The sequence below is a fragment of the Paraburkholderia strydomiana genome, assembly GCF_031456815.1.
In the GTDB taxonomy this organism is placed as follows: Bacteria; Pseudomonadota; Gammaproteobacteria; order Burkholderiales; family Burkholderiaceae; genus Paraburkholderia; species Paraburkholderia caledonica.
This window is the reverse complement of record NZ_JAVDVL010000053.1, coordinates 1-1,002: the sequence shown is the minus strand read 5'-3', so window position 1 is coordinate 1,002 and position 1,002 is coordinate 1. Positions and strand designations below refer to the sequence as shown.

The 1,002-nt window shown below is 65.5% G+C and carries 1 protein-coding gene; it reads left to right on the top strand.

Features of this window, described 5'->3' with window-relative positions; all coding sequences use genetic code 11:
• Positions 1–1,002 (top strand): DUF2345 domain-containing protein (locus J2W46_RS34325; RefSeq protein ID WP_310360475.1); only part of this gene is annotated, 1,002 nt, incomplete at both ends.

The window sequence follows — 1,002 nt, the reverse complement described above, 5'->3', positions numbered from 1 at the left end:
CGGCCGCGCCGGTCAGATGGTGCTGGTCGCGCACGTACACGGCGATCCGGACCGGCCTGTTGTTGCGGGATTCGTGGTGGACAGATTCAACATGCCGCCGTGGGAGCTGCCGGCCAATGCGGCACTGAGCGGCATCCGGAGTAAGAGCCTCGAATACGGTCTGCGCTCCAACCACCTCGCGATGGACGATACGCCCGGCAGGATGCAGGCGCAGCTTGCGAGCGACCAGGCGAATTCGCGGTTTGTGGCGGGGTTCAACACGCGCATTGACGGTACGAAGGGGCGTACCGAGGCGCGGGGTGAGGGGATCGAGGTGGCCACCGACGCGCATGCGGTGATGCGCGCTAACAGAGGCATGTTACTGACGACGGAAGCGCGCGCGGGTGCGAATGCGCCGGTGAAGGACATGGGCGAGACGGTGGCGCGGCTCACGCAGGCGCGGCAGCAGCATGAGGAGCTTTCACAGCTCGCGCAGAAACATCACGCGCAGACACTGGCCTCGGGCCAGACCGATACCACCCATACCATCAGGACGCAGAACGATGCGATCAGGGGCGGGCAGAAGACGGCGGACAACCCGTCGCCCGAGATGACACGGCCGGACGTCGTGGTAGCGAGTGCAGCGGGCATCGCGACGACCGCGGCCGACAGCACGCACATGGCGAGTGCGAACGATCACGCGATCACGGCGGGACGGGATGTGAGTGTCTCGTCGGGGCGCTCACTGTTTGCGTCGGTGCGCGGAGCATTCAGAGTGTTTGCCTATCAGCTCGGCATGAAGCTGATCGCGGCCAAAGGCCGGGTAGACATCCAGGCGCAAAGCGACCAGATGGCATTGGCGGCACTCAAGGACCTCACGATCAGCAGCACCGACGGCAGGATTGTGCTGACGGCGGCAAAGGAAGTCTGGCTCGGTGCAGGCGGGTCGTACATCCAGATCAACGGCAGCGGGATCATCAACGGGTCGCCGGGGGCGATTCTGGAGAGAGGCGCGGCCTGGGA